Origin of the sequence: Sphingosinicella sp., assembly GCF_041916975.1 — a bacterium.
Lineage (GTDB): Bacteria > Pseudomonadota > Alphaproteobacteria > Sphingomonadales > Sphingomonadaceae > Sphingosinicella.
The window spans coordinates 2,039,834-2,061,435 of sequence record NZ_JAYRYK010000001.1; the positions used below are offsets into that span (position 1 = coordinate 2,039,834).

General features: G+C 66.9%; 22 protein-coding genes and 1 pseudogene. 8 read left to right on the forward strand and 15 right to left on the reverse strand.

Annotated elements, in window-relative coordinates; all coding sequences use genetic code 11:
• The first annotated feature begins 17 nt into the window (after nucleotides 1-17).
• From ACE3TJ_RS09635 to ACE3TJ_RS09645, 3 genes are all read left to right on the forward strand, one after another.
• The gene (locus tag ACE3TJ_RS09635) at nucleotides 18-1,820 is read left to right on the forward strand and encodes a long-chain fatty acid--CoA ligase (protein WP_374595887.1); all 1,803 of its coding nucleotides are present in this window, start codon (nucleotides 18-20) and stop codon (nucleotides 1,818-1,820) included.
• Entirely contained in the window at nucleotides 1,801-2,709 is a 909-nt protein-coding gene (locus ACE3TJ_RS09640) for a DMT family transporter (RefSeq protein ID WP_374595888.1), read from the forward strand. Before ACE3TJ_RS09635 ends, ACE3TJ_RS09640 begins: the two co-directional genes overlap by 20 nt.
• Before the next feature lie 84 nt (nucleotides 2,710-2,793).
• Nucleotides 2,794-3,573: an SDR family NAD(P)-dependent oxidoreductase gene (locus ACE3TJ_RS09645; RefSeq protein WP_374595889.1), complete on the forward strand. Its 780-nt coding sequence runs from the start codon at nucleotides 2,794-2,796 to the stop codon at nucleotides 3,571-3,573.
• On the opposite strand, the gene ACE3TJ_RS09650 is transcribed toward ACE3TJ_RS09645, so the two are convergent.
• Nucleotides 3,570-4,934 carry an ABC transporter permease gene (locus ACE3TJ_RS09650; RefSeq protein ID WP_374595890.1) on the reverse strand — a complete coding sequence of 455 codons (1,365 nt, stop codon included), beginning with the start codon at nucleotides 4,932-4,934 and terminating at the stop codon, nucleotides 3,570-3,572. The two genes, ACE3TJ_RS09645 and ACE3TJ_RS09650, sit on opposite strands and share 4 nt — an antisense overlap.
• Nucleotides 4,931-5,884 (reverse strand): ABC transporter ATP-binding protein, encoded by a 954-nt coding sequence (locus ACE3TJ_RS09655; RefSeq protein ID WP_374595891.1) that lies wholly within the window; start codon nucleotides 5,882-5,884, stop codon nucleotides 4,931-4,933. Before ACE3TJ_RS09655 ends, ACE3TJ_RS09650 begins: the two co-directional genes overlap by 4 nt.
• Before the next feature lie 60 nt (nucleotides 5,885-5,944).
• Here ACE3TJ_RS09655 and queG point away from each other — a divergent pair, with 60 nt between their 5' ends.
• Nucleotides 5,945-7,087, forward strand: a complete 1,143-nt coding sequence (gene queG / locus ACE3TJ_RS09660) for a tRNA epoxyqueuosine(34) reductase QueG (protein ID WP_374599380.1) — start codon at nucleotides 5,945-5,947, stop codon at nucleotides 7,085-7,087.
• On the opposite strand, the pseudogene ACE3TJ_RS09665 reads toward queG, so the two are convergent.
• A pseudogene (locus ACE3TJ_RS09665) lies at nucleotides 7,067-7,639 on the reverse strand (EI24 domain-containing protein); the annotation flags it as partial. The gene queG and the pseudogene ACE3TJ_RS09665 overlap by 21 nt on opposite strands.
• 87 nt (nucleotides 7,640-7,726) lie before the next feature.
• Here ACE3TJ_RS09665 and ACE3TJ_RS09670 point away from each other — a divergent pair.
• The gene (locus ACE3TJ_RS09670) at nucleotides 7,727-8,716 is read left to right on the forward strand and encodes an adenosine kinase (RefSeq protein WP_374595892.1); all 990 of its coding nucleotides are present in this window, start codon (nucleotides 7,727-7,729) and stop codon (nucleotides 8,714-8,716) included.
• Nucleotides 8,717-8,758: 42 nt separating this feature from the next.
• Here the strand turns inward: ACE3TJ_RS09670 and ACE3TJ_RS09675 are convergent, their stop codons facing one another.
• The 8 genes from ACE3TJ_RS09675 to ACE3TJ_RS09710 all read right to left on the reverse strand — a co-directional run bounded on the left by ACE3TJ_RS09675 (nucleotide 8,759) and on the right by ACE3TJ_RS09710 (nucleotide 15,346).
• Nucleotides 8,759-10,342: an amino acid permease gene (locus ACE3TJ_RS09675; RefSeq protein ID WP_374595893.1), complete on the reverse strand. Its 1,584-nt coding sequence runs from the start codon at nucleotides 10,340-10,342 to the stop codon at nucleotides 8,759-8,761.
• 140 nt (nucleotides 10,343-10,482) lie between these two features.
• Nucleotides 10,483-10,863 (reverse strand): histidine triad nucleotide-binding protein, encoded by a 381-nt coding sequence (locus tag ACE3TJ_RS09680; protein ID WP_374595894.1) that lies wholly within the window; start codon nucleotides 10,861-10,863, stop codon nucleotides 10,483-10,485.
• A 1-nt stretch (nucleotide 10,864) separates the two neighbouring features.
• On the reverse strand, nucleotides 10,865-11,197 hold the full coding sequence (locus tag ACE3TJ_RS09685) for a phosphoribosyl-ATP diphosphatase (RefSeq protein WP_374595895.1): 333 nt from the start codon (nucleotides 11,195-11,197) through the stop codon (nucleotides 10,865-10,867).
• Nucleotides 11,198-11,228: 31 nt separating this feature from the next.
• Nucleotides 11,229-11,990 (reverse strand): imidazole glycerol phosphate synthase subunit HisF, encoded by a 762-nt coding sequence (gene hisF / locus ACE3TJ_RS09690; RefSeq protein WP_374595896.1) that lies wholly within the window; start codon nucleotides 11,988-11,990, stop codon nucleotides 11,229-11,231.
• Entirely contained in the window at nucleotides 11,987-12,715 is a 729-nt protein-coding gene (gene hisA, locus ACE3TJ_RS09695) for a 1-(5-phosphoribosyl)-5-[(5-phosphoribosylamino)methylideneamino]imidazole-4-carboxamide isomerase (RefSeq protein WP_374595897.1), read from the reverse strand. The genes hisF and hisA overlap by 4 nt, the downstream gene beginning before the upstream one ends.
• 27 nt (nucleotides 12,716-12,742) lie before the next feature.
• Nucleotides 12,743-13,399 (reverse strand): imidazole glycerol phosphate synthase subunit HisH, encoded by a 657-nt coding sequence (gene hisH, locus ACE3TJ_RS09700; protein WP_374595898.1) that lies wholly within the window; start codon nucleotides 13,397-13,399, stop codon nucleotides 12,743-12,745.
• Nucleotides 13,400-13,427: 28 nt separating this feature from the next.
• Nucleotides 13,428-14,027: an imidazoleglycerol-phosphate dehydratase HisB gene (gene hisB / locus ACE3TJ_RS09705; protein WP_374595899.1), complete on the reverse strand. Its 600-nt coding sequence runs from the start codon at nucleotides 14,025-14,027 to the stop codon at nucleotides 13,428-13,430.
• On the reverse strand, nucleotides 14,024-15,346 hold the full coding sequence (locus ACE3TJ_RS09710) for a sorbosone dehydrogenase family protein (protein ID WP_374595900.1): 1,323 nt from the start codon (nucleotides 15,344-15,346) through the stop codon (nucleotides 14,024-14,026). The genes hisB and ACE3TJ_RS09710 overlap by 4 nt, the downstream gene beginning before the upstream one ends.
• 93 nt (nucleotides 15,347-15,439) lie before the next feature.
• Here ACE3TJ_RS09710 and hslV point away from each other — a divergent pair, with 93 nt between their 5' ends.
• Nucleotides 15,440-15,991 (forward strand): ATP-dependent protease subunit HslV, encoded by a 552-nt coding sequence (gene hslV, locus ACE3TJ_RS09715; protein WP_374595901.1) that lies wholly within the window; start codon nucleotides 15,440-15,442, stop codon nucleotides 15,989-15,991.
• Nucleotides 15,988-17,319: an ATP-dependent protease ATPase subunit HslU gene (gene hslU, locus ACE3TJ_RS09720; RefSeq protein WP_374595902.1), complete on the forward strand. Its 1,332-nt coding sequence runs from the start codon at nucleotides 15,988-15,990 to the stop codon at nucleotides 17,317-17,319. Before hslV ends, hslU begins: the two co-directional genes overlap by 4 nt.
• A 7-nt stretch (nucleotides 17,320-17,326) precedes the next feature.
• Here hslU and ACE3TJ_RS09725 read toward each other — a convergent pair whose 3' ends face one another.
• From ACE3TJ_RS09725 to ACE3TJ_RS09740, 4 genes are all read right to left on the reverse strand, one after another.
• Entirely contained in the window at nucleotides 17,327-18,313 is a 987-nt protein-coding gene (locus ACE3TJ_RS09725) for an I78 family peptidase inhibitor (RefSeq protein ID WP_374595903.1), read from the reverse strand.
• Between the two features lie 58 nt (nucleotides 18,314-18,371).
• Nucleotides 18,372-18,902, reverse strand: a complete 531-nt coding sequence (locus ACE3TJ_RS09730; RefSeq protein WP_374595904.1) for a Smr/MutS family protein — start codon at nucleotides 18,900-18,902, stop codon at nucleotides 18,372-18,374.
• Nucleotides 18,886-20,112 (reverse strand): murein transglycosylase A, encoded by a 1,227-nt coding sequence (locus ACE3TJ_RS09735; RefSeq protein WP_374595905.1) that lies wholly within the window; start codon nucleotides 20,110-20,112, stop codon nucleotides 18,886-18,888. The genes ACE3TJ_RS09730 and ACE3TJ_RS09735 overlap by 17 nt, the downstream gene beginning before the upstream one ends.
• An 84-nt stretch (nucleotides 20,113-20,196) precedes the next feature.
• Complete coding sequence (locus ACE3TJ_RS09740) at nucleotides 20,197-20,853, reverse strand: Tim44/TimA family putative adaptor protein (RefSeq protein ID WP_374599382.1); 657 nt, start codon at nucleotides 20,851-20,853, stop codon at nucleotides 20,197-20,199.
• Nucleotides 20,854-21,068: 215 nt separating this feature from the next.
• On the opposite strand from ACE3TJ_RS09740, the gene secB reads away from it, so the two are divergent.
• On the forward strand, nucleotides 21,069-21,593 hold the full coding sequence (gene secB, locus ACE3TJ_RS09745; RefSeq protein WP_374595906.1) for a protein-export chaperone SecB: 525 nt from the start codon (nucleotides 21,069-21,071) through the stop codon (nucleotides 21,591-21,593).
• Nucleotides 21,594-21,602: the final 9 nt, after the last annotated feature.

Genomic DNA, 21,602 nt, shown 5'->3' on the forward strand with positions numbered 1-21,602 from the left:
GGGGAGGAGACGAACCGATGCAGACCGCAGAGCAAACAGCGGAGACGTGGCCCAACCTCGTCGAGATGTTCTTCGATCAGGCGAGCCGGCGCGGCAAGCGCCCGATGCTGCACGCCAAGGCGGACGGCGCGTGGCGGACGACGACGTGGGCCGAAGCGGCTCAGCAGGTCGCGACGCTGGCGACGGCGCTGAACGCGCGCGGCATCGGCAAGGGCGACCGCGTGGTGCTGGTGAGCGAGAACCGGCCCGAGTGGTGCATCGCCGATCTTGCGATCATGGCGGCGGGCGCGATCACGGTGCCGACCTATACGACCAATACGGAGCGGGACCATCTCCATATCCTGGAGAACAGCGGGGCGAAGGCGGCGATCGTTTCCAACGCGAAGCTCGCGAAGGTGCTGCTGCCCGCCGTCTACCGATCCACCAACTGCCGCCAGGTGATCGGCATGGAGAAGCTGCGCATCGGGCAGGCGAGTGGCGCTGAACTGCTGGACTGGGCGGAGCTGATGGCGGCGCATACCGGCGATGTCGCCGCCGTGCGCGCAGGCGCCACCATGCAGCGCGGCGATATGGCCTGCATCATCTACACGAGCGGCACCGGCGGCGCGCCGCGCGGCGTCTGCCAGCACCACGGCGCGATCCTCTGCAACCTCGCGGGCTGCGAGGACGTGCTGTGGAACGACTTCCCCAAGGGCACCGAGACCTTCCTGTCGTTCCTGCCTTTGAGCCACGCCTACGAACACACCGGCGGGCAATTCCTGCCGATCGCACTCGGCGCCCAGATCTATTATTCGGAAGGCCTCGAGAAGCTCGCCGCCAACATCGAGGAGACGCGCCCGACGCTCATGGTGGTGGTGCCGCGCCTGTTCGAAGTGCTGCGCCAGCGCATGTCGAAAGCGATCGAAAAGCAGGGCGGCGCGGCGGTATGGATGCTGGAGCAGGCGCTGCGGCTCGGCCGCAAACGCTACGAGAAGGGGCGGCTGCCGCTCAGCGACAAGCCGCTCGACCTGCTGCTCGACCGCACGATCCGCAAGAAGGTGCAGGGCCGCCTCGGCGGACGGCTGAAAGCGATGGTGGCGGGCGGCGCGCCGCTGAACCCCGAGGTCGGCATCTTCTTCGCCGCGCTCGGCGTGACGCTGCTGCAGGGCTATGGACAGACCGAGGCCGCGCCTGTGATTTCCTGCAACCGCCCGCGCGCGAAGCTGAAGATGCACAGCGTCGGCCCCGCGCTGAAAGGCGTAGAGGTGCGCATCGCCGAGGACGGCGAAATCCTCGTGCGCGGCGAACTCGTGATGCACGGCTACTGGCAGAACCCGGCGGAAACCGAACGCGTGCTGAAGGACGGCTGGCTGCACACCGGCGACATCGGCCATATCGACACCGATGGCCACATCGTGATCACCGACCGCAAGAAGGATATCATCGTCAACGACAAGGGCGACAATGTCGCGCCGCAGCGGGTGGAGGGGATGCTGACGCTGCAGCCCGAAATCCTGCAGGCCATGGTTTATGGCGACAAGCGCCCGCATCTCGTGGGCCTCGTGGTGCCGGACCCCGAATGGTCGGGCGAATGGGCCGCAGCACACGGCCATTCCAGTGACCTCGCGATGCTGAAGGGCATTCCCGAATTTCACCGCGCCATCGCCGCAGCGGTAGACCGCGTGAACGCGCAGCTTTCGGTGATCGAGAAGGTGCGGCGCGTGATCGTTGCCGACGAGGCGTTCACCGTGGAAAACGAACAGATGACGCCCTCGATGAAGATCCGGCGCCACGTGCTGAAGCAGGTGTACGGGGAGCGACTTGACGCCCTCTACAAGTAGCACCGCCGCAAGCCGACCGCTCGCAGGGGCGGCATGGATCCTCGTTGCCTCCGTGGGGTTTTCCGCGGCGTGGGTCTTCATCCGGCTTGCAAGCGAGACCATTCACCCGTTCGCGCTCGTTTTCTGGCGAAACGCCGCGGGACTGCTGCTGATCCTGCCGCTCGTGCTGCGCGATCCTTCCATGGCATCGCCGCGCCAGTGGAAAAGCCATGCCGCACGATCCACAAGCGGCGTGATCGGCATGTTCACCGTCTTCTATGCCGTGGCGAACGCACCGATGGCGACCGTGCAGGCGATCAACTTCGCCGCACCGATATTCGCGACCGCTGGTGCAGCGTTGTTTCTGGGAGAAAAGCTGCGGGCGCGGCGGGTCGGCGCGCTGCTGACGGGCTTCGCCGGCGTGCTCGTCGTGCTGCGCCCCGGCGAACAGCCGCTGACGCCGGGCATCCTTTCCGCGGTTGTCGCGGCCGCCGCGGTCGCCTTCTCGATCATCGCCGTCAAACGGCTGGTGGGGATCGCCCGCCCAATGTCGGTCGTGTTCTGGAGCTTTGCACTGCCTGTGCTGCCCACCTTCCTCGTCGCGCTCGCGTTCTGGACAACGCCGTCGGGCGTGGCCTGGCTTTACATCCTCGGCCTCGGCGCGGGCACGCTCATCGCCCAGATCGCGACCGTGCGCGCCTTCGCCATCGCCGAGGCGACCGCCGTGATGCCTTATGATTTCGTGCGTTTCGGCATCATGATCGCCATCGGTTTCGTGCTCTTCGGCGAAACCGTGGACGGCATCACGCTGATCGGCGGCGCGCTCATCCTCGGCAGCGCGATCTACCTCGCCTACCGCGAAGCCGTGCTCGCCCGGAAGGGCCCGGCCAGCACGCCGGCATTGGACTGACCTTCGCATGTGAAGAGGTTGCTCCTGCCGCCGCTTCGATTAGGAAGGCGCGCGACAGACAGTTTTGAACATGGGAGATCAGGAATGAAGCTTGCAGGAACCGCAGCGGTTGTGACGGGCGCCTCCTCCGGCCTCGGCGCCGCAACGGCGCGCGCGCTGGCCAAGGAAGGCGTGAAGGTCGCCATCTTCGACATGAGCGCCGAGAAGGGCGAGGCGCTGGCCGCCGAGATCGGCGGCATCTTCTGCAACGTCGACGTGACGAGCGATGATTCGGTCGACGCGGGCTTCGCCAAGGCGCGCGCCGCGCACGGGCAGGAACGCATCCTCGTCAACTGCGCCGGTGTCGGCAGCGCCGTGAAGACCGCGAGCCGCGACAAGGCGAGCGGCGAGATCAAGCACTATCCGCTCGGCGCCTTCGAAAAGGTCATCCAGATCAACCTGATCGGCACGTTCCGCTGCATCGCGAAGTCGGCCGCCGGCATGATGACGCTGGAGCCGATGGAAGACGGCGAGCGCGGCGCCATCGTGAACACCGCTTCCGTGGCCGCCGAAGATGGCCAGATCGGCCAGGCCGCCTATTCCGCCTCCAAGGGCGGCGTTGTCGGCATGACGCTTCCCATCGCGCGCGACCTGATGAGCGAGGGCATCCGCGTCAACACCATCCTGCCCGGCATCTTCAACACGCCGCTGCTGCAGGCCGCGCCGGACAATGTGAAGGCCTCGCTCGCCGCCTCCGTGCCGTTCCCCAAGCGACTCGGCGAGCCGGAAGAATATGCGAAGCTCGCGCTCGCGATGATCACCATCGGCTATTTCAACGGCGAGGATGTGCGGCTCGACGGCGGCATCCGCATGGCGCCGCGTTAAGCCACTCTCGGTTTCAGGCCCGCCAGCTGACGCAGCGTCGGCGGCGGGCCTGAGCGCAGTACGCCGTAGCGGAACAGCCGCGCGGCAAGCGCGATCACCAGCGCCGCGAAGGCGAGCTGCCACGCGATCGACGCGAGATGGATGCCGAGCCCCGTATCGGCGGCGGCGCGACCCAGCATCATGTAGGGCGCCGAAAGCGGGAACCACGACACGAACTGAAACCAGGCCCCACCGGGGTTCGCGAGCGCGCCGAGCGTGGAGATCAGGATCACCATCTGCAGGATGGTGACGGGCATCGAGAGCGTCTGCACCTCGCGGATCGTGGAACAAAGGCTGCCGACGCCGAGATAGATCGCGCCGTAGATGAGATAGGCGCAGGTGAAATAGGCGATGCCGAGCGCCAGCAGCTCCGGCCAGCCGCGCGGCGGCGTGGGGAGGAGCCCGGCGGGAAGCTGCGCGGCCGCCAGCATGAAGCCACCGCCGAACAGCAGCCCCCAGACGGTGACGCCGATCAGCGATACGGCGAGCATGGCGATGAGCTTTCCGGCATAAATCGCCGGAACCGGTACGGCGGCGACCAGCACCTCGATGATCTTGTTCGACTTTTCTTCGACCATGTTCGAGAGGAGCGCGCCCGCGAGCAGCGAAATCAGCGCGAAGAGCACGGTCGCGGCGCCCGTGGCGAGGACGGGCGCGCCGCCCTTGCGCCCGGCAGGCTGCGCGCCTTCATCGAGGACGGTGACGGAAACGTCCGGCTGCGCAGCGCGAACCGCTTCGACGCGCGCGGCGAGACCGTCCTGTGCGAGCGCGCGCTTGGTCCATGCAAGGCCCGCGAGGGTTCGGATGCGATCGGCGGCGGGTGCCTTGTCGCCGGTGAAAAGCGCAAGCGTGCCCGGCGCGACGACCAGCGCGGCGCCGAAGCGGGTGTTTCCCGAGAGCAGCCGGTGCGCCTGCGCCTTCGGATCGGCCTCGGCGCTGACCGCGGCGAACGACAGCGCGCCAAGCGCGGCAATCGCCCCGATATCCTCGCGCTTCGCCAGCGCATCGAGTTCGGCATCGGTGAGCAGCGCGGCGGGCCGCGCGAAGGCCGCATCCTTGTGACCGGCGCGCAGGCGTTCGTAGGCGGTGCGCGTCCGCTCGCGCGCCGCGACGGCCTGCATCCACGGCGTGAAATCGCCGGCCGGATCGATCACCGCGACCGCCTGCGACGCCGTTGCCGTCGCCCGCGGACCGCCGACGATCGAAGCGAACACCGCGAAGGCGAGGCCGATCACCGGCATCGCCAGCCAGATGAGGAAACCGCGCGACAGGATCGTCGCCATGATATCGCGGCGGGCGATGGTGAACGTCGCGCGGATCATGCCGCCTCCCGCGTTTCGGCGGGCGCATCCGCCTCGCCGACGATGGTCACGAAGGCGTCGTGCAGCGTCGGGCGTTCGATGTGCATGTCGCGGATGCCGCTTCCCGTTTCGAGGAGGCGGGCGAGCAGCGGCTCGATCCCGCCCGGCGGCAGGGGGAAGCGATAGGCGTTGCCGGTGTCGGCCCCGCTCCGGGGCAGGATATCGACCGTGCTGCCCGGCGGCAGCAGCGCGTGAAGTTCGGTGAGCGGACGTTCGGTGACAAGGACGACGCGCGAGGGCAGATGCGCCCGCGCCGCGTCGACGCTGCCCGAGAAGCGCGTGCGCCCGTGCGCAATGATGACGAGGCCGTCGCACATACGCTCGGCATGCGCCATCACGTGCGTGGAAAACAGGATGGTCGCGCCGCGTGCGCGCTCGGCGCGGATCATGTTTTCGAGATCCTGCTGATTGACGGGGTCGAGGCCCGAGAAGGGCTCGTCGAGCACGATGAGATCGGGGCGGTTCACGAAGGTGGCGAGGAGCTGCACCTTCTGTGCCATGCCTTTCGAGAAGGTGCGGATGCGCGCGTTCGCTTCATGGCCAAGGCCATGCGCGGCGAGCAGTTCGTCCGCCCGCACGCGCGCGTCGCCGAGCTTCAGGCCGCGCAGCGCGCCGACGTAGGCGATGGCTTCCCGCGCGGTCATTGCCGGATAGAGACCGCGCTCCTCGGGGAGATAGCCGACGCGCGCGGCGACCGAGAGCGGGCGTTCCGATCCGAGCAGGCGGCGTGTGCCGCCGTCAGGCTCGAGGATGCCGAGCAACATGCGCAGCGTCGTCGTCTTGCCCGCGCCGTTCTGGCCGAGGAAACCGTAGATGGCGCCCGTCGGCACGCGAAGGTCGACGCCCGCGACCGCCTGCTTGTCGCCGAAGCATTTCGACAGGGCTTCAGCTTCGATGGCGTAATCCAACAACCCGATCCTTCACACGCGTGACCGCAACGATGCTATGAATAGCGGGTGGATACGAACAAAATCTTGAAGGACTTGAACGCGAAAGCGGCGGAGCTGGGGTTTTCCGCAATCGGCATCGCACCCGCCGACGCCGCCCCGGCCGCCGGCGCGCGGCTGAAGGCGTGGATCGCGGACGGCCGCCACGGCGACATGCTGTGGATGGCGGAAAAGGCGGACCGCCGCGAAAGCCCGCGCGCGCTGTGGGGCGAAGTGCGGTCGATCATCATGCTTGGCATGAGCTATGCGCCCGGGCTCGATCCGCTGCGCCATGCTGAGCACCCCGAGATCGGCGTCATTTCAGTCTACGCGCAGGGGCAGGATTATCACGACACGATCAAGGCGCGGCTGAAGACGCTCGCGCGCTGGCTGCTCGAAGCCGCGGGGGAGGGCGAGGTGAAGGTGTTCGTGGACACCGCGCCGGTGATGGAAAAGCCGCTTGGCCAGGCCGCGGGGATCGGCTGGCAGGGCAAGCACACCAACCTCGTGAGCCGCGAACATGGGAGCTGGCTGTTCCTCGGCGCGATCTACACGACGCTGGACCTGACGCCCGATGCGCCGCACACCGACCGCTGCGGTTCGTGCGACGCGTGCCAGCGCGCGTGCCCGACGGCGGCGTTCACGGGGCCGTACAGCCTCGATGCGCGGCGCTGCATCTCCTACCTCACGATCGAGCTGAAAGGTCCGATCCCGCACGAGTTCCGACGGGCCATCGGCAACCGCATCTACGGCTGCGACGATTGCCTTGCGGTGTGCCCGTGGAACAGCTTCGCGCAGGCCTCCGCCGAAGCCGCGTTCCAGCCGCGCGCCGAGCTGACCGCGCCGCGCCTTGCCGAGCTTGCCGCGCTCGACGATGCCGGGTTCCGGCAGGTGTTCGCGGGATCGCCGGTGAAGCGCGTGGGGCGCGACCGTTTCGTGCGCAACGTCGCCATCGCGCTCGGCAACAGCGGATCGGCAGGTGCCGTGCCTGTTCTGGAGCGATTGCAGGAAGACGCCTCCGACCTCGTGCGCGAGGCAGCGGAATGGGGCCTTTCAGCGCTTGCCGATGATCTGGAACGCATGCGCGGCGAGCGCGGCGGCGATGATCGGCGCGAACAGGTTGAGGACGGGGACGAGGAACAAGGGCGCAGCGGTGAGGCCGAGCCGCAGACGGAGCGCGCGGTTTGACACGATCAGCGCCGCGGCCTCGGCGCGCGGCATGTGGCGGATGGCAACCATCTCCAGAAGATCGCGCCCCATCAGCCAGCCGTTGACGGCGGTGAAGAGCAGCAGTGGACCGATCGCCGTGAACAGCAGCAGCAGATAGATAGGCGCGAGCGCGAGGTTCCACAGCACGACGCGCAGTGCGGAGGCCAGCGCGAGAAGGCCCGCTTCGGCGAGGGGCACGCGGCGATGCGCCATCGCGCGGGGGTAATGGCGGTCTTCGACGGCATCGACGACATCGTCGAGGAACAGGCCCATGACGCCGGTGGCGATGCCGGGGAACAGAAACCAGCCGCCGATGACGACGATCGGCAGCGCCGCCCAATCCGCCGCATCCACCCAGAAGCGCTGCATCCACACGGGCAGCGGCGGCGCGCTGCTGCCGCTGAGCCAGCGATCGAGACCGTACCAGACGCCCGCGAGGATCAGCAGCGTGAGCGCGATCGATTTCAGGAACACGGCGACGAAGCGCCGGTCGGAAAGCTGGGCAAGGACGCGCGGCAGTTCGGCGAGCATGGCGCGATACTAGCACCGAAGGTTGCGAACCGCGAGATGCGCCGCTAGGGCTCGGCTTTCTCCCCTCTTCGCAGGTGAAACAGCCCGATGACCAGCGCCTACGACATCGTCGTGATCGGCAATGCCCTTGTCGACGTGATCGCGTCCGCCGACGATGCCTTCCTCGCGGAGAACGGCCTCCAGAAAGGCTCGATGCATCTGATCGATACGGCGGAGGCGACGCGGCTCTATGGCCGCATGGGACCCGGACGCGAGGTTTCCGGGGGTTCGGGCTCCAACGCCGCGGTGGGTATGGCAGCACTCGGCAGACGCGTGAACTTCATCGGGCGCGTTTCGGGCGACCAGCTCGGCGAGGTGTTCGCGCATGACATTCGCGCCTCGGGCGTGGACTTCACGACCCCCTACGCGGCGGACGATACGCCGACGGGACGCTGCCTGATCCTGGTGACGCCGGACGCGCAGCGCACGATGAACACCTTCCTCGGCACGAGCGCGATGCTGAGCGAAACGGACGTCGACTACGAGCTGATCGCGGCGAGCCCGCTCACCTACCTTGAAGGCTATTTGTGGGACGCCGCCGATCCGCGCGCGGCGATGGCGAAGGCCTGTGAGGTGGCGCACGCGAACGGGCGGCGCGTGTCCTTCACGCTTTCGGACGTGTTCTGCGTGGAACGGCACCGCGCCGACTTCCTGCGCCTCGCGCACGGCGGCGTCGACATCCTGTTCGCCAACGAGAACGAGCTGAAGAGCCTCTACGAGACGGACGACTTCGACGCGGCGGTGGCGGCGCAGCGCGGCGCGTGCGAGGTGAGCGTGATCACGCGCTCCGAGAAGGGCGCGCTGGTGCTGACGAAAGACGAAGCCATCACGATCCCGGCGGAACCCGCCGCGCGCGTTGTCGATACGACGGGCGCGGGCGACCTGTTCGCGGGGGGCTTTCTTGCAGGCTTCTCGGAAGGCCGCGCGCTCGGCGACTGCGCGGTGATGGGCGCCGTGGCGGCTGCGGAAATCATCAGCCACATCGGCGCACGCCCCGAAGCGGACCTTGCCGCGCTCGTCAAGAAACGCCTGGGCTAAAAACAGTTCGGCCCGGTTCTTGTGGAACCGGGCCGATCCGTATCAGGCCTGCTTGCCGCCCGGCGTCGGCGCGCCCGGCATCGGGGGCACCGGCTGCGGCGGGACATCGGCGTCGGCTTCGTGCACTTCGATGATGCCGCGGCCGACATGGCTCTTGCGGTAGCCGTAGGCGAAGTAGAGCACGAGCCCGATGCCGCCCCAGAGCGGCAGCACGATCTTCGCATCGAACGGCAGCGCGAAATACAGCCCCACGCAGCCGATGATCGTGAGCGGACCGACGAGCCACAGCGCCGGCGTGCGGAACGGACGGACGCGGTTCGGATCGCGCTTCCGAAGCAGCATCACCGCAATCGCCACCATCATGAACGCGAACAGCGTGCCGGCGTTGGCGATGTCTGCAAGCTTGCCCACGGGCAGGAACGCCGCCGTGAAGGTGACGGCGAGACCCGTGATCAGCGTGATGATGTGCGGCGTCTTCCACTTCGGATGGATGGTGGAAAGCTTCTCCGGCAGCAGGCCGTCGCGCGACATCACGAAGAAGATGCGCGTCTGGCCGAACAGCATGACGAGAATGACCGACGGCAGCGCAAGGAAGGCGGCAAGGCCGATGAGGTTGCCGATCTTGAGATAGCCGATCTCGCGCAGCACGTGGGCGAGCGCCTCCTTCGAACAGGCGAGGGGCTCCTGACCCGCCGCCATCAGCGTCGAGCAGCGCGCGCCGAGTTCGGCCGAGCCGGGGGCCAGCCACTCGCCGAGCGCCGACGTGACCGGCTGCGAACCGAGCGGTGAGCCGATCGCGCCTGCTGCAACGAGCATGTAGAAGACCGTGCAGATCGCGAGCGAGCCGATGAGGCCGATCGGCACGTTGCGCTGCGGGTTCTTGGTTTCCTCGGCTGCGGTCGACACCGCATCGAAGCCGACATAGGCGAAGAAGATAGATGCTGCCGCGCCGACGATGCCGGCACCGCCCGAACCGTACCAGCCCTGCGGGGCGAACGGTTCGAAGTGATCCATCTGCATCACCGGCAGCGCGAGCACGACGAACGCGGTGAGCGCGGTGACCTTGATCGCGACGAGAACGGCGTTGACGCGCGCGCTTTCGGTCGTGCCGAGCATCAGGAGGCCCGTGATGAGCAGCGCGATGACGACAGCAGGGAGATTGATGATGCCGCCCGGCACATAGGGGCCGGAAATGAGCGAAATCGGCAGATCGATACCGAACCAGCCTTTGATCTGCCCGACGAAATAGCCCGACCAGCCGACCGAGACGGCGCTGGCCGCGACGGCATATTCAAGCACCAGCGCCCAGCCGACCATCCAGGCGAGAAGCTCCCCCATGACGGCATAGGTGTAGGTGTAGGCGGAGCCTGAAACGGGCACCATCGAGGCGATTTCCGAGTAGCAGAGCGCCGCGACGACGCAGACCGCGCCGGCGATGACGAAGCTGAGCATCATGCCGGGGCCGGCCTTCTGCGCGGCTTCCGACGTGAGCACGAAAATACCCGTGCCGATGATGGCGCCGACGCCCAGAAGCGTCAGCTGAAGCGCGCCGAGCGAGCGGTGCAGCGACTTCTTCTGTGCTGTCGCCAAAATGGCGTCGAGCGATTTGACACGGCCAAAGATCATTCGGGAACTCCCCCCAGATACGAAAAGCTGCGCCTCCCCAGCCGCAGCCCGGACACTGAAACAATGTTGCGTGGTCTAGCGGCTTTCCCGCCGACAACAAACTGAAAAGCGCGCGATTCGGCGCGAAAAGCAGGAGTGGCTCAGGCGGTCACTAGCATCGGCCCGAGTTTCTTCCCGCCGAAGATATGCACGTGGAGGTGCGGCACCTCCTGATGCGAATTGGGACCGGCGTTGGCGAGCAGGCGGTAACCGGCCTCCTCTATGCCAAGCTCGCGCGCAACGGCGCCCACCGCGCGTACGAATCCGGCGATTTCGGTGTCCGCCGCCTTAGCAGCGAAATCCGCCCAGCTGACGTAGCGGCCCTTGGGGATCACCAGCACATGCGTCGGCGCCTGCGGATTGATATCGTGAAAGGCGAAGGCGTGGTCGTCTTCATAGACGGGCTTTGCCGGGATCTCGCCGCGCAGGATGCGCGCGAAGATGTTGTTGTCGTCGTATGGCTCAAGCGTTTCGACGCCCACGTCAGTCTCCCGGTGTTGCGGTTTTTCTGGCGGCTTTTTCGGAGATGCCCGACACGCCCTCGCGGCGGGCGAGTTCGGCATCGATATCATCGGGCGTAATGCCCGCGTCCGCCCAGAGGACGGAGAGGTGGAACAAGAGGTCCGCGCTTTCGCCGATCAGCCCCTCGCGATCGTTCTGCATGGCGGCGATCACGGCCTCCACGGCTTCCTCACCGACCTTCTGCGCGATCTTGGCGCGGCCCTTCACGAAGAGCTTCGCGACATAGCTTGCCTCCGGATCGGCGGCGCGGCGCGAGGCGACGATGGCGGCGAGACGTTCGAGCGTTGCGGTCATGCCGCGACCCTGACGCGCGGCGCGGGGGGCGTCAACGGTTTCGCACCTTGATGCCCGCGGCGCGCATCGCCGCGCGCGCTTCGCCGATCGTGACCTCGCCGAAGTGGAAGATCGAGGCGGCGAGCACGGCGGAAGCGTGGCCTTCGCGTACGCCCTCCACCAGATGCGCGACATTGCCGACGCCGCCGCTGGCGATCACCGGCACGGGCACCGAATCAGCGATGGTGCGCGTAAGCGCGAGATCGAAGCCCGACTTGGTCCCGTCCCTGTCCATCGAGGTGAGCAGGATCTCGCCCGCGCCCTTTTCGACGACCTGAAGCGCGAATTCGAGCGCATCGATGCCGGTTGCCTTGCGACCGCCATGGGTGAAAATTTCCCAGTGGCCGGTGCTCGACTGGCGCGCATCGATGGCGACGACGACGCACTGCGAACCGAAATGTTCGGCAAGCGCGGTGACGACATTCGGGTCGCGCACGGCGGCGCTGTTGATCGCGACCTTGTCGGCGCCCGCGAGCAGCAGCGCGCGCGCATCCTCGATCGAGCGGACGCCGCCGCCGACGGTCAAAGGCACGAAGCACTGGTCCGCGGTGCGCTGCACGATATCGAGCAGCGTGCCGCGATCCTCGTGCGTCGCGGTGATGTCGAGGAAGCAGATCTCGTCGGCGCCCGCCGCGTCATAGGCCTTGGCGGCCTCGACCGGATCGCCGGCATCGCGCAGATCGACGAAGTTGACGCCCTTGACGACGCGGCCGTTCGCCACGTCGAGGCAGGGGATGATGCGCACGGCGCTCATGCGGCGATGGCGAGCGCTCGGCCGAGATCGAGACGGCCATCATAAATCGCGCGGCCGCAGATGACGCCCACGATCCCGTCTGCCGCGATCGCCTTCAGCGCATGAATATCCGCCTCGCCCGCGACACCGCCGCTGGCGATGACGGGGAGCGTCTGCGCCTTCGCGAGCGCGTGCGTGGCTTCAAGATTGACGCCTTTCAGGAGACCATCGCGGCCGACATCGGTGAACAGCACGGCAGCAACGCCCGCATCCTCGAAGCGGCGCGCGAGATCGGCGACCGGCATGTCGGACGCTTCCGCCCAGCCTTCGGTGGCGACCATGCCGCCCTTCGCATCAACCGCGACGACGATCCGGTCCGGATACGCCTTTGCCGCGGCCTTCACGAAATCGGGGTCTTTCAGCGCGGCGGTGCCGATCACAGCGCGCGTGACACCGCGCGCGAACCAGCTTTCGACCGCCGCCATGTCGCGGATGCCGCCGCCGAGCTGCACCTTGCCGGCGAAAGCGGCGACGATTCGCGCCACCACATCGCCATTGACGCTGCGGCCCGCGAAGGCGCCGTCGAGATCGACGACGTGCAGCCACTCGGCGCCGCCCTGCGAAAAGACGGCCGCCTGCGCGGCGGGATCATCGGAGTAGATGGTGGCCCGCGCCATGTCGCCTTCGGCGAGGCGCACCACCTGACCGGACTTGAGATCGATGGCTGGGAAGATCGTGAAGGACATTGCGGGGCTGCATTAGCCCCGGCCGGATTACGGCGTCCAGCCCAGAAACGCGGCGAGGAACGAGAGACCGTAATGCTGGCTCTTTTCCGGGTGGAACTGCGCGCCGAGAATATTGTCGCGTCCGATGATCGCCGTGACCGGTCCGCCATAGTCGCAGGTGGCAAGCAGATGCGAATGATCGGCGCACTCGAAATGGAAGCTGTGCACGAAATAGGCCTCGCCGCCGTCTTCGATGTGGCGGAGCGCATCGTGATTGATACCCGCGAGCTTCATCGAGACGGGCGACCAGCCCATGTGCGGAATCTTGAGGTTCGGATCGTGCGGATCGAGCTTCACGACCTTGCCGGGAATCCAGCCCAAACCCTGGTGAACGCCCTTTTCCTCGCCGCGCTTGGCGAGGAGCTGCATACCGACGCAGATGCCGAGGAACGGGCGCTGCTTCACGAGCACGACCTCGCTCAGCACATCCTCCATGCCGTCGATCGCGCGCAGCGACGTCGCGCACTGGCCGAACGCGCCGACGCCCGGAAGTACGATGCGATCCGCCTGCGATGCCGTGGAGGGGCTGTCCGTGACGACGATCTGCACGGCCACACCGATCTCGTTCGAAGCCGCCTCCAGCGCCTTCGCCACCGAGCGCAGGTTGCCCGCGCCGTAATCGATGACTGCAATCCGTTCCGCCATACCGTGCCTGATCCTTAGAGCTTTCCGGTCAGCCGCCGAGAACGCCCTTGGTGCTCGGCACGCTGTCCGCCTTGCGCTGATCGATCTCCGTCGCCGTACGCAAGGCTCTGGCCAGACCCTTAAAGCAGGATTCGATAATATGATGTGAATTTTCGCCCGAAAGCTGCTCGATATGCAGCGTCATGCCGACGCTGCCCGCGAAACTGTGGAACCAGTGCGGGAACAACTCGGTATCCATCTCGCCGAGACGCGCCTGCGGGATCGAGACCTTCCAGACCATGAACGGGCGACCCGAGATATCGAGCGCGACGCGCGTGAGCGCCTCGTCCATCGGCGAGAGCGCGTCACCGTAGCGACGGATTCCGCGCTTTTCACCGAGCGCCTTGTGGATCGCCTCTCCGAGCGCGATGCCGCAATCCTCCACCGTGTGGTGCTGATCGATGTGAAGGTCGCCCTTGCAGCTGAGCTTCACGTCGATGAGCGAGTGGCGCGAAAGCTGCTCCAGCATGTGATCGAGGAAACCGACGCCGGTTTCGATCTCGTACTTGCCGGTGCCGTCGAGGTTCACTTCGACGGCGATGTCGGTCTCGTTCGTCTTGCGGACGATGCTTGCGGTGCGCGCGGTCATTCCGGCGCTATAGCGGGTTCCTTGGCAGGCTCAAGGTTCTTGAGCGCGGGACCGGTTACGCGCCAGATGCGGTTGCCGACGTCGTCCGCGACCAGCAGCGCGCCCGTGCGATCGAACGCAACGCCGACGGGGCGGCCCTTCGCATGGTCGCCGACGAGGAAGCCGGTGAGGATCTCGCGCGGCATTCCAGCGGGTTTTCCGTTCGCGAACGGCACGAAGATCACCTTGTAGCCCGAGCGGGGCTTGCGGTTCCACGAGCCGTGCTGGCCGACGAACGCGCCGCTGCCATCGGGCAGGAACGCGAGGCCGAGGCTCGCCGTGTGGGGGCCGAGTGCATAATCGGGCTTGATGGCCTTCGCGACGAGATCGGGGCGTTTGGGCTGCGGGCGGGTGTCTTCGTTCTGGCCGTAGTAGCTGTAGGGCCAGCCGTAGAAGCCGCCGTCCTTCACGCTCGTCATGTAATCGGGCACGAGATCGCTGCCGAGCGCGTCGCGTTCGTTGACGGCGGTCCAGAGCGCCTTCGTGACCGGGTTCCAGTCCATGCCGACGGGATTGCGGAGTCCGCTCGCGAAGATGCGCGCTGCCCCGGTCGCGAGGTCGATTTCGTGGATGGCGGCGCGGCCTTCCTCCACGTCCATCCCGCCCTCCGCGGCGTTGGAGACGGAGCCGACCGCGACATAGAGTTTCGTGCCGTCCTGGCTCGCCAGCAGGTTCCGCGTCCAGTGACCGGTGCTCTCGCCTTTGTTCGGCAGATCAATGACCTTCGCGCCGGGGCCTTTCAGCGACATCGCGCCATCCGCATAGGGCCAGGCGCGCACGTCGGCGTAATTGCCGACGTAGAAGCGGTCTCCCACGAGCGCCATGCCGAACGGCGAGCCAAGGCCTTCCGAGAGGAACGCACCGCGCGTGTCCACCACGCCGTCGCCATTGGTATCGCGGAGCAATGTGATGCGATCGGCCGAAGGCGCGCCCGCACCCGCCTTGCCCATGATATAGGCCTCGATACGGCCCATGATGCCCTTCACCGGGCGCGGCGGCTTGTTCGATTCGGCCACGAGGACATCGCCATTCGGCAGGCGGTAGAGCCAGCGCGGGTGATCGAGACCTTCGGCAAAGAGCGCGACGGCATACCCCTCGGCAGCAGTCGGCGCTTCACCCTGCCCCCACGGCTTCGCATCCGCGATGTGCAATGTGGGCATCATCGTTTCGACGGGGGCGGGAAGTTTCGGATCGGCGCCGGTGCCGTCCTCCACCTTCAGCGTCGCGGTATCGCCGCAGGCGGCGAGCGCAAGCAGTGCGGTAACGATGGCGATCCTCATGTCGGTCTCCCGAAGGCGGAATTGAAGCGCGATTTTCGCTTCCTATATCAGTTGGCGAACAGTCTCACATCCTGATGAAAGACACTTTCCAACATGGCTGAACAGGTAATGCACGGCACGACCATCCTCGCCGTGCGCAAGGCAGGCAAGGTGGTGATCGCGGGCGACGGGCAGGTCAGCCTCGGCAACACCGTGATGAAGGGCGACGCCAAGAAGGTGCGCCGCCTTGGCGACGGCAGCGTGATCGGCGGCTTCGCCGGCGCGACCGCCGATGCCTTCACGCTCTTCGAGCGGCTGGAGGCGAAGCTCGAACGCTTCCCCGGCCAACTGAAGCGCGCGGCGGTGGAACTCGCCAAGGACTGGCGCACCGACCGCTACCTCCGGCGGCTGGAGGCGATGATGATCGTCGCCGACCGCGAGGTGACGCTGGTGCTGACCGGCACGGGCGACGTGCTGGAGCCCGAGCACCACGTGACCGCGATCGGATCGGGCGGCAATTACGCGCTTTCCGCCGCGCGTGCGCTGATCGACGTGGACGGGCTTTCGGCGGACGACGTGGCGCAGAAGGCCATGGCGATTGCTGCCGACATCTGCGTCTTCACCAACAACAATCTCACCATCGAAACGCTGGAGGCGGCCCAATGAACGTCGAAGCTCCCATCAGACCCGCCGAGGCCATCTCGGCGCTGACCCCCAAGGCCGTCGTCGCGGCGCTCGACCGCTATATCGTCGGCCAGAATGACGCCAAGCGCGCGGTCGCCGTCGCGCTCAGGAACCGCTGGCGGCGCCAGCAGCTGCCTGAGGACATGCGCGACGAGGTGAGCCCCAAGAACATCCTGATGATCGGGCCGACGGGTTGCGGCAAGACCGAGATCAGCCGCCGCCTCGCGAAGCTCGCCGAGGCGCCGTTCCTGAAGGTGGAAGCCACCAAGTTCACCGAGGTCGGTTACGTCGGCCGCGATGTCGAGCAGATCGTGCGCGATCTCGTGGAGGAAGCCATCCGGCTCGTCCGCGAGCAGAAGCGCAAAGGTGTACGCGAGCAGGCCGAACACGCCGCCGAGGCGCGCGTGCTCGATGCTCTCGTCGGCAAGGATGCGAGCGGCGCGACGCGCGACCGCTTCCGCGAGAAGCTGCTCGCGGGCGAGCTTTCCGACAAGGAGATCGAGATCGAGGTCGACGAGGCGCCGCAGATGCCCTTCGAGATCCCCGGCATGACCGGGCAGGTCGGCATGATCGATCTCGGCAACATGTTCGGCAAGCTCGGCGGCCAGCGCACCAAGAAGCGCAAGCTGAAGGTGCGGCAGGCGTGGGAAGCGCTCGTCAACGAGGAGTCCGACAAGCGCCTCGACCAGGAAGAGGTGAACCGCGAGGCGATCGTCTCTGCAGAGCAGAACGGCATCGTGTTCCTCGACGAGATCGACAAGATCGCGGTTTCCGACGTGCGCGGCGGCTCCGTCTCGCGCGAAGGCGTGCAGCGCGACCTGCTGCCGCTGATCGAGGGCACGACGGTCGCCACCAAGTATGGCCCGGTGAAGACGGATCACATCCTCTTCATCGCTTCGGGCGCGTTCCATGTGGCGAAGCCTTCGGACCTGCTGCCGGAGCTGCAGGGCCGCCTGCCCATCCGCGTTGAGCTGAAGGGCCTGACGGAAGCCGATTTCCGCCGCATCCTGACGGACACCGAAGTCTCGCTGGTGAAGCAGTACGCAGCGCTGATCGGCACCGAGGGCGTCACCCTGGAATTCGCCGACGACGCGATCGACGCCATCGCGCGGATCGCGGCGCAGGTGAACGACCGCGTCGAGAACATCGGCGCGCGGCGGCTGCAGACCGTGCTCGAAAAGCTGCTCGAGGAGGTCAGCTTCGACGCTTCCGAACGCGGCGGCACGGCGGTGAAGATCGACGCGGCCTACGTGGACGCGCAGCTTTCCGACATCGCGCGCGACAACGACCTGTCGAAGTATATCCTCTAGGCGGTCATCACCCGCAGGAAACGCGGGTGATCTTTCCGCCTTCGTCGGTGGCGATGGTCAGCCGGTCCGGCCGGAAGTCCATCGTCACCGCGCCGTTCGGCGGCACGACGCGCGCGGTGCGGGCGCCGGTGGCCTGCTTCATCTTGCCGACGGTTGCATCGTCGGCAGGCTGACCGATGAAGCTTTGCGCCTTCTCCACATCGCAGACCATCGCGAGATCATCCTTGGGTGCGCCGTCCGGCTTCACGAACTTGTAGACGACGCGGTCGGTCTTGCCGCGCACGGCGGGATCGAACACCGATTTCGCGAGGTCGTCGCCAGGGGTGCGCAGCACATCCGATTCGCCTTCAAAGGCGAAACCGGCGCGTTCGAAATCGGCGCGGATCACGGCGGGATCGATGCGGTGCGTCTTGTCGACCTCGGCGCGCGTGTCGCCGCCTGCCGGGCCGACATGATCGATCACGCCGACGATGCCGCCGGGCTTCATCGCGCCGTAGAGCTTCGCGAGCACGTCCGCGGGTTCCAAGCGCACGAAGCCGTACTCGGCGCTTTCCCAATAGGTGTCGTGATAGACGAGGTGCAGCAGCGCGAAATCGAAGCTGGCGGGCGCGAGCGCAAGGTTCGGCAGCGGCACCGCGAACCCCGAGGCATTTTTCACGCGGGCACGAATGCCCGCCCACGCGGCTTTTGCCTGATCATTGGCCGCAATACCGGGCGGGTTCCACGCCACGACCGCGCCCTTCGGGCCGACGGCACGTGCCATGATTTCGCTGTAGTAGCCGCGCCCCGCCATGAAATCCAAGGCGCGGTCTCCGCGTTCGAGCCCAAGGAATTTCAGCACTTCGGCGGGCTTGCGGCTCTCGTCGAGCTTGGTTTCGTCAGCCGGGCGATCCTTCGCGGCAACGGCGGTGGCGATGGCGGCAGGCGCGGCCTCTACGGGCAATGCGGGCATGAACAGCGCGGCGGCAAGCAGCAGGAACGTCTTCGATTTCATCGGTGATCTCCCCTGAGTCCTGTTTCCGATCATGCCATCCACGGGGAGGACGGTACAGCTACCGCTTGCGGCGGAGGATCACGTACCACGCGCCGCTCCCGCCATGGCGTGGATGCGCGGGGCGGATCGCGGCGATGAAGGGGCGGAGCGCCGGAGTCGCGGCCCAGCGGGAGAAATTGGCGGCGATGACGCCGCGCGGGCGCCCGTCCTCTCCGGCGGGCCGGGTCTTGCCGGTGATGACGAGCAGCGTGCGCACATCGTCGCGCCATGCGCGTTCGAGCGCGCCCGCGAGCGCCGCATAGGCTTCGTCCTGCGTGTGGCCGTGAAGATCGACGGTACGCTCGGCTTCGATGCTGCCTTTTCGGATGCGGCGATCCCAGCCGCCGTCGAGCGAGGCGTCCTCCGGCGCGGCAGCGGCGCGCTGGCGGGACATATCGGGCGCCTCGACCCGCTGCGGACGCACGTTCACGCGTGGGCGCGGCGTTTCGGGCGGCGGTGCGGCGCGGGATTTCAGCGGGCGGACGGAGGCCGTGACCTTCGCCCAGAGAGCGGTCTCGGCGTCCGAAGGCGGTTCAGGCCGCCGGGCCACGGAGAAGCCGCGCCGCCGCCGCCTTCGGCAACAGGATGAAGGCGGCGCCTTCGCTGGAAAGTCCGCCCGCAATGGTGCGCGCACGCTCGCCCGCACCCCAGAACAGATCGAAGCGGTTCGCACCCTTGATGGCGCCGCCGGTATCCTGCGCGACCATCAGCGCCGAAAACGGTTTCATGCTGCGATCGACATCGGTGTAGCGCGTGGAAAGCCAGACGGGCGCGCCCAGCGGCACGAACATCGGATCGGCGGCAAGGCTGCGTTCGGGCGTAACCGGCGCGCCCATCGCGCCGAGCGGTCCTTCGCCGGTGAGTTCCTTGAAGAAGATGTAGCTCTTGTTCTCGTGCATGATCTTGCGGCCGTCCTCGGGGTTGGCGCGCAGCCAGCGCATGATGCCCTGCATCGATGCCTCGCCGGGGGCGAGCACGTTCATGTCGCGCAGGCGCCGACCGATGCCGACATATTCCCGCCCGTTCTGCCCCGCATAGCCGATGCGCATGACGCTGCCGTCGGGCAGGCGCAGGCGCCCCGAGCCCTGGATCTGCAGGAAGAAGAACTCCACCTCGTCCGCCGCCCACGCGATTTCGAGGTTGCGATCGAAAAGCGCGCCGTTGTCGATATCCTCGCGCGACCAATAGAGCTGGTAAGCGCCGGTTTCGTCGATGCGCCCGGTCGCCTTCTTCGTCTGGCCGGGATTCGCGGGGTCGGGCTGATCGACGCGCACGAGATCGTCCGGCACGCCGTAGATCGGCACCAGATAGCCGGGGCCGCGCGTGCGCGATCCGGCGATTTCGGGTTCATAATATCCGGTGACGAAAGCCGCGCCGGTGCCGACGCGCACGGGCGTGAAGTTCAGCTCGAAGAAAGCGCGCGGGTCTGTAGCGGCGGGTACGAGATTGCAGGCGGTTTCCCAATCGGAAGCGATCGTGAGGCCGCTGACGTCGGTGCGGCGCGTGACGGCGCGGCAGGATTTGCGGAAGGCGGCGAGGGTGGCGGCGAAATCGTTGGTTTCCCAGCCCGGAATCTCGGCGAAGGTCGCGGGTGCGGCGCCGAGCGCGGCTGCAGTCGCAGGCCCTGCGGGGACGGCAGGCGTCGTCGGCGCGGGTTCGGCGCCCGGCGACACCGGCCCGGTGGGTGTGGCGACGGGACGCGGCGACGCGCACGCGGCAATCGCGAGCAGCAGCAGAACGGGGAAAAAGCAATGACGCACGCGGAACTCCGGCAAAACTGATGGTGCAGAGCTAGCGGATTTTGCGCGTGGCAGGAATCCGCATTCGTCGCGGAGATCGCGCGATCAGGCGTCTTCGTCGGTGTCGATGAGCAGCCAGTTGGGGTCTGCAGCGCCGGTGTGGCGGCTGAACGTCCAGACATCGTGCGACTGCACGGCGTCCGACAGCGAACCGCTGACGACGTTTCCGGCCTTGTCGCGCGTGACGGCAACGAGATCGGCATCGAAGCGCAGCGTGACTTCGGCCATGGCGCCGTGAAGCCGTGCGGCGACGATTTCGACCTTTTCGAGCGACACGAGCCGGTTTTCGAGCGTCAGCCCCTCCGCCTCGCGCGCGGCAATCGCTTCGGCGAACTGATCGGCGATATCATCGGACACGAGATCGCGCAGCGCCTCGGCGTCGCCCTTCCAGAAGGCTTCGAGAACCATGCGATACGCGGCCTTTGCGCCTTCGGCGAAGCGCGGCGGATCGAACGTCGGGTCGGCGGCGGCAATCGCGTTCAGCGATTCCTTCAGTGCAGGTGACATGTCCGCGGGCAGATCGAGCGGCGCGGCGGGCGGCAGGTCGTAGCTGCCGGCACGCGGCGGCGTCTGCTGCTCCGCGGGGCTGCGGCGAACGACTTCGCCGGCGGGCTCTTCATGGCCGGTGCGGCGGCCAAGCACGCTGACCAGCCGAAGGGCGATGAACCCCGCGAGCATCGCCAGAACGACGATCTCGATCAGTCCGCTGCTGTCGCCCATAATTCTACCTTCAAGCGTCCCTTCAAACGCATTTGCTTAACAGCGCCGCGTCGCACAGTCCACGCAGCTTAACCTGTTTTCGGTTAAGATAGGCTATTCCGAGCCGCATACAAGGAACAGCGCTGCCTTGCGCCGGTTCCATGCGCCTGCTAGCGAGCGCGCCATATAACTGTCCAACAGAATTGAGACCTCACATCATGGCCGAGAACGAAACAGGCGACGAAGGCTACATCAACGGCAATGGCGGCGAAGCGCCGGCGGAAGCCCTGCCGCAGGTGAGCATCCTTGCACAGTATGTGAAGGACCTGTCGTTCGAAAACCCTGGCGCGCCGCAGTCGCTGCAGCAGGGTGCGGGCCAGCCGAAAATCGAGATCAACGTCAACGTCGGCGTCCGCCAGCAGGGCGACAACGTCTACGAGGTGGAGCTGAAGCTCTCCGCGAACGCCACGTTCGAAACCGGCAAGACCGCCTTCATCACCGAGCTGCTCTATGGCGGCCTTTTCGGCCTGCAGAACGTGCCCGAGGAGCACCTTGAGCTGTTCCTCGTCGTCGAGGCGCCGCGCCAGCTCTTCCCGTTCGCCCGCCGCATCTTCGCCGATGCGACGCGCGACGGCGGCTTCCCGCCGCTGATGCTCGACCCGATCGATTTCGCCCAGCTCTATTTCGCGCGCCAGCAGCAGGCGGAAGCCGCGGAGCAATCCGGCGAGATTGGGCACGCCTAAGAGGCCCGG

What these genes read in the sequence shown, in the direction of transcription:
- ACE3TJ_RS09635 (WP_374595887.1), top strand. Translation starts at nt 18, where the DNA reads ATGCAGACCGCAGAGCAAACAGCGGAGACGTGGCCCAACCTCGTCGAG.
- ACE3TJ_RS09645 (WP_374595889.1), top strand. Translation starts at nt 2,794, where the DNA reads ATGAAGCTTGCAGGAACCGCAGCGGTTGTGACGGGCGCCTCCTCCGGC.
- ACE3TJ_RS09650 (WP_374595890.1), bottom strand. Translation starts at nt 4,934, where the DNA reads ATGATCCGCGCGACGTTCACCATCGCCCGCCGCGATATCATGGCGACG.
- ACE3TJ_RS09670 (WP_374595892.1), top strand. Translation starts at nt 7,727, where the DNA reads ATGACCAGCGCCTACGACATCGTCGTGATCGGCAATGCCCTTGTCGAC.
- ACE3TJ_RS09675 (WP_374595893.1), bottom strand. Translation starts at nt 10,342, where the DNA reads ATGATCTTTGGCCGTGTCAAATCGCTCGACGCCATTTTGGCGACAGCA.
- ACE3TJ_RS09685 (WP_374595895.1), bottom strand. Translation starts at nt 11,197, where the DNA reads ATGACCGCAACGCTCGAACGTCTCGCCGCCATCGTCGCCTCGCGCCGC.
- hisF (WP_374595896.1), bottom strand. Translation starts at nt 11,990, where the DNA reads ATGAGCGCCGTGCGCATCATCCCCTGCCTCGACGTGGCGAACGGCCGC.
- hisA (WP_374595897.1), bottom strand. Translation starts at nt 12,715, where the DNA reads ATGTCCTTCACGATCTTCCCAGCCATCGATCTCAAGTCCGGTCAGGTG.
- hisH (WP_374595898.1), bottom strand. Translation starts at nt 13,399, where the DNA reads ATGGCGGAACGGATTGCAGTCATCGATTACGGCGCGGGCAACCTGCGC.
- hisB (WP_374595899.1), bottom strand. Translation starts at nt 14,027, where the DNA reads ATGACCGCGCGCACCGCAAGCATCGTCCGCAAGACGAACGAGACCGAC.
- ACE3TJ_RS09710 (WP_374595900.1), bottom strand. Translation starts at nt 15,346, where the DNA reads ATGAGGATCGCCATCGTTACCGCACTGCTTGCGCTCGCCGCCTGCGGC.
- hslV (WP_374595901.1), top strand. Translation starts at nt 15,440, where the DNA reads ATGGCTGAACAGGTAATGCACGGCACGACCATCCTCGCCGTGCGCAAG.
- hslU (WP_374595902.1), top strand. Translation starts at nt 15,988, where the DNA reads ATGAACGTCGAAGCTCCCATCAGACCCGCCGAGGCCATCTCGGCGCTG.
- ACE3TJ_RS09725 (WP_374595903.1), bottom strand. Translation starts at nt 18,313, where the DNA reads ATGAAATCGAAGACGTTCCTGCTGCTTGCCGCCGCGCTGTTCATGCCC.
- secB (WP_374595906.1), top strand. Translation starts at nt 21,069, where the DNA reads ATGGCCGAGAACGAAACAGGCGACGAAGGCTACATCAACGGCAATGGC.